The organism is Candidatus Allofontibacter sp. (genome assembly GCF_038145245.1).
GTDB lineage: Bacteria > Pseudomonadota > Alphaproteobacteria > Pelagibacterales > Pelagibacteraceae > Fontibacterium.
Map to the genome: position 1 here is coordinate 1 of NZ_JAYQPI010000050.1, position 4,645 is coordinate 4,645.

Sequence of the window (4,645 nt, forward strand, 5' to 3'; positions counted from 1 at the left end):
GAAATAGCTTTGTTAAGTACTTCTATTTGCTTTTTAGCAAGCGCATTGTAGCCTTCAAATAATACTTTAGATGCATTCGCAAATGTTTCTAAAGTTTTCTTTTGAGCATTGATTAAACTCTCAGAATTACCATCTACTGTTGGCATTTTAAGAGCAGATAACATCTTTTGAAAATCAAAGAATTCAAAAGGATTGTTTGTATTAGTCATCATTGTTTACTCCTTTTTTAATTTATTAATGATGCTTATTTATGTTGCACTGCAATATATTTCAAGTGGAAAAATGCAATATAATATTAAAATATTGTTTTTATTGACTTTTTTCTTTTGCATATGCAATATATTAATATTGCACAAGCACATATTGGCTATTACTCTAGGGCCAAATATTAGGCTATTATCGACTTGTAAAAATGACAAAAAAAGACAAAGAAAAAGAAAAAGGATCTGAAAAGATTAACTTTGAAGACTTAAGTAACGTTTTTGAAAACAATCTTAAGATTTATAATCAATATATAGATTCATTTAAAAACTTAGGAACAGGTCAAAGTCATTTTCCGACTTTTCCAATGAATAATCAAAACAGCACTAATTTTACTATCAACGATTTGTCAAATTTAATTGCTCCAACGATGACCAAAATTATGGAGTCATTTAAAAATTTTCAAAGTGAAATTCAAAAAAATCCAAACGTATATTTTGATAATTTAAACAAGTGGGTTTCACAAATTGCTAACTTAAATTTTTATTTTGTAACACGTGCTTCTGGAGGCATGGCAAATCCAGTAATCTTCGAAGAAAAATCTGACAAAAGATTTTCTAATGAAGAATGGAAGACAAATCTATTTTTTGATTTCATAAAGCAATTTTATCTAATCAGCGCAAACTTTATGAATAATTTAATTGAAAATGTTGAGTTTAAAAATCCAAAAGATAAACGCATAATGCAATTTTATTTAAAACAATTAAATAGTGCACTTTCACCTTCAAATTTTACTTTTACTAATCCTGAAGTCTTAAAAAAAACAGTAGATGAAAAAGGAAATAACTTAGCAAAAGGTTATGAAAATTATAAAAAAGATTTTGAAAAGCATCCAAACAAACTTTTTATTCAACAATCCAAAGCTGGCGAATTTGAAATAGGAAAAAACTTAGCAACAACAAAAGGTAAAGTTATTTTCAAAAATAATCTTTTTGAACTTATTCAATATGATTGCACGACTGATCAACAGTATGCAAAACCAATGTTGGTGATTCCGCCTTTCATTAATAAATATTACATTATGGATTTGAATGAAAAAAAATCTATGATCAAATATCTAGTAGATAAAAAATTTAATACTTTTTTAATTTCATGGAAAAACCCTGATGCAAGTTCAAGAAATATTTCTTTTAAAGAATATATTGAAGATGGTGTCATTGAAGCATTAAGAGTTGTTTGTGAAAAAACAGGATCTAGTGCTGCAAACATTGCATCTTATTGTGTAGGAGGAACTTTAGCTTCCTTAACTCTAGCTTATCTAAAGGTTGTTCCAAATAAGTATAAAATTACTAGTGCCACTTATTTTGCAAGTTTAATTGACTTTGAAGATCCAGGTGAACTTGGAATATTTATTACTGAAGAACAAATTAGCAGTATTGAGCAACAAATGAAAAAAACTGGATACTTTGATGGTAAAGATATGGCTGCAGCTTTTAACTTTTTAAGACCTGTAGATTTATACTGGAATTATGTTGTTAATAATTATCTACTTGGTAATGAACCTACCGCATTTGATATGCTGCATTGGAACTCAGATTCCACACGACTTCCTGAAAAAATGCATTCAGAATATTTACGATGTATGTATTTAAATAATTTAGTTGTTAAAAATAAATATAAAATTGGCGATGTAGAAATTGATTTATCAAAAATTGACACTCCTATATTTTCTGTTGCAACAACCGAAGATCATATTGCACCTTGGCGATCTGTTTATCAGGGACTAAATGCTTATAGTTCCCATATAAACTTTGTGCTCGCAAATTCTGGACATATCGCTGGCATTATACAAGGAACAGAAAATAAACCAGGTAAACTTCACTTCTATACAAAAAAATTTGAGAAAGGAAAAACTCAAGATGAATGGTTTAATAGTGCTAAAAAAGTTGATGGTTCATGGTGGCCAATTTGGATTTCATGGCTTGGGGTAAACTCTGGAGAATTTAAAAAACCAGCAGAACTTAATGCAAAGAACTTCGAAACTTTATATGAAGCTCCTGGTCAATACGTAAGACAATCATGATTGAAATTAAGAAATATTCAAATCGTAGATTATATAATACGGAGACTAGCGCCTATATAACTTTGGACGACATAGTTTCTTTAATTAAAAGAGAATTAGATTTTAAAGTAATAGATGTGGATACTCAAAGTGATATCACTTCGACTATTCTTACGCAGATAATTTTAGAAAAAGAAAATGCGGGTATTAATCTAATCCCAGCTCATATTTTAAAACAAATTATTTTATTTAATGAAAATAAAAAAAGTAACATGATGTTTGATTTTTTAACTAACACAATGAATGCAGCAAACACTAATAATGTTTTTACTAAAGGTTTCCCAAATTTTATGGATTTTAATTTTTTTAATTTTGGACAAAAAACAGAAACACAAACACCACCACCTGAAAAAGAAGATAAAAATATTGATGATTTAATGAAGCAGATCGATAAATTAAAAAAAGAAGTCGAAGAAATTAAAAATCTAAAATAACTTAGATTAATTCTGCAAGCTGTTTAGCATTTGAAAAAGCATTTTCTGCATTTCCACCTGAAAACCAATCTCCACAAATTCCAAGTCTTAAATCTTTATCCCAATAGCAATTCGGCGCTGTTGTTTTTTGATTAAAAGCATAAAGCCAACCATGAATATCCGAATATTGAATATTATCTTTTTTAATATCAACCTTTAATTTTATAGAAAAATTTTTTAACATTTCATCAATTAAATTTTGTTTATTATTTCTATATTCATAAATATTCTTAATTGCATATTTTAATGATGATTGAATTGTCCAAAGCTCTAAATCTTTATTAATTAAATCTTTCTTTTTAGTATTTTCATTCGCTGCAAATCCTAAAACATCATCATCGACAAAACTAATTGCGCTTAAATTAAGATTTAAACTTTTATTAACAGCAACCATTAAGGTTAAATTAGGTTGCATAAGAAAGTTAAATTTTGAAAAATAATTCTCAGTAAATTGTTTAGTTAAATTATAAGCCTGTTGAAATGGGGCTGTAATAATAACTGTTTTATAATTTTCTTGAGTATCATCTTTAAAAGTTAACTGAAAATAATCATTTTTTTTTTCAAGATTTTTTAACTCTTTATTAAGAATAACGCGTTTATCTTTAAATAAATTTTTAACTAATAAATTATTTCCATTCTCATGAATTATTCTCTCTTTATCTAAATCATCTATCAGCTGATTATTTTCAAATATTTTAAAATTACCTTTCCAAAATGAATAATCTTTTAAAAATTTTTTAAACTCTTTATCTTGGCTTTTAATATATTGAAGTCCGTGATCAAATAATCCAATATTATCAACCCTTCTAGTAGAACAGCGACCGCCAACCCCTCTAGATTTTTCATAAAAATTTAAATCTCTTTTAATAAAATAAGAAAGTGTTGCGGCTGAAAATCCTGCGCCAATAACTGCAATATCTTTCATTTATGTTCCGCAAAAGGTCTTATATTTTTTTTCATTGTCAGGAGCTGGCTGTTGATACAACATCAAATCTTCTCGCTCTGTATAAGGATCTTTAAGTACGGTTAGAAGATTGTTTAGAGACAATAAATTTCCTTTATGAGCTTCTTTTAAAGACTCTTCCACTTTATGATTTCTAGGAATAATAACAGGATTATTCTTTCTCATTAAAGTTAATATCTCTTGTTTATTTCTATTTTGCTTATCAATTCTAACTATCCATTTACTGTAAAATTCTTTTAGATTTTCGTTTACAATATTTTCATTCATTAATTCTCTAAAAGTATTTGTGTAATCTAATTTATTTTTCTCCATTATTTCCAATAAATCTCCAATTAAAACTGCATCTTCAGGTTCATCCGTAATAAAGCCTAATTTCTTTTTCATCATTTCATGAAATTTTTTTTCATATTTTTCGTTAAAGCTTTCAATAATCTCTTCTCCTATCTCAATTGCTTTATTTTGATCTTCATCAAGAAGTGGCAGAATTGCATCTGCAAGTCGTGCTAAATTCCATTGCGCAATAATCGGTTGGTTGCCAAATGCATATCGACCATGATGATCAATGGAACTGAAAACAGTTTTAGGATCATAATGATCCATAAATGCGCAAGGTCCAAAATCAATACTTTCACCGGATATTGCCATATTATCCGTATTCATAACGCCATGAATAAAGCCAACTCGCATCCAATTAGTAATTAAATCTATTTGTCTCTCCATAACTAATTTTAAAAATTCTGCTGCTTGTTTATCTAAATCTTTTATTTCAGGATAATGGCGTTCGATGGAATATTGTAAAAGTTTTTTTAGAGTTGTTAGATCTTTTTTAATTGCAACATATTCAAAAGTGCCAACGCGAATGTGACTTTCTGCAACTCTTGTTAA

4 protein-coding genes and 1 pseudogene are annotated in these 4,645 nt (G+C 27.9%); 2 read left to right on the plus strand and 3 right to left on the minus strand.

Annotated features, from left to right (window positions below; genetic code table 11):
* Positions 1-209: pseudogene (locus AC8IGH_RS05090) on the minus strand (phasin family protein); the annotation flags it as partial.
* Positions 210-412: 203 nt separating this feature from the next.
* Here AC8IGH_RS05090 and AC8IGH_RS05095 point away from each other — a divergent pair.
* Both AC8IGH_RS05095 and AC8IGH_RS05100 read left to right on the plus strand, forming a co-directional pair.
* The gene (locus tag AC8IGH_RS05095) at positions 413-2,284 is read left to right on the plus strand and encodes a PHA/PHB synthase family protein (RefSeq protein ID WP_507419636.1); all 1,872 of its coding nucleotides are present in this window, start codon (positions 413-415) and stop codon (positions 2,282-2,284) included.
* Positions 2,281-2,757, plus strand: coding sequence for a polyhydroxyalkanoate synthesis regulator DNA-binding domain-containing protein (locus AC8IGH_RS05100; RefSeq protein WP_507419637.1), 477 nt, complete (start codon positions 2,281-2,283; stop codon positions 2,755-2,757). The genes AC8IGH_RS05095 and AC8IGH_RS05100 overlap by 4 nt, the downstream gene beginning before the upstream one ends.
* 1 nt (position 2,758) lies before the next feature.
* On the opposite strand, the gene AC8IGH_RS05105 is transcribed toward AC8IGH_RS05100, so the two are convergent.
* Together AC8IGH_RS05105 and AC8IGH_RS05110 are read right to left on the minus strand one after the other, a co-directional pair.
* Positions 2,759-3,721 carry an NAD(P)/FAD-dependent oxidoreductase gene (locus AC8IGH_RS05105; protein ID WP_507419638.1) on the minus strand — a complete coding sequence of 321 codons (963 nt, stop codon included), beginning with the start codon at positions 3,719-3,721 and terminating at the stop codon, positions 2,759-2,761.
* Positions 3,722-4,645 (minus strand): protein adenylyltransferase SelO family protein (locus AC8IGH_RS05110; RefSeq protein WP_507419639.1); only part of this gene is annotated, 924 nt, incomplete at its 5' end.

Bases quoted from the DNA above. Each gene is read 5' to 3' on its own strand.
- AC8IGH_RS05100 (WP_507419637.1), top strand. From the start codon at position 2,281: ATGATTGAAATTAAGAAATATTCAAATCGTAGATTATATAATACGGAG.
- AC8IGH_RS05095 (WP_507419636.1), top strand. From the start codon at position 413: ATGACAAAAAAAGACAAAGAAAAAGAAAAAGGATCTGAAAAGATTAAC.
- AC8IGH_RS05105 (WP_507419638.1), bottom strand. From the start codon at position 3,721: ATGAAAGATATTGCAGTTATTGGCGCAGGATTTTCAGCCGCAACACTT.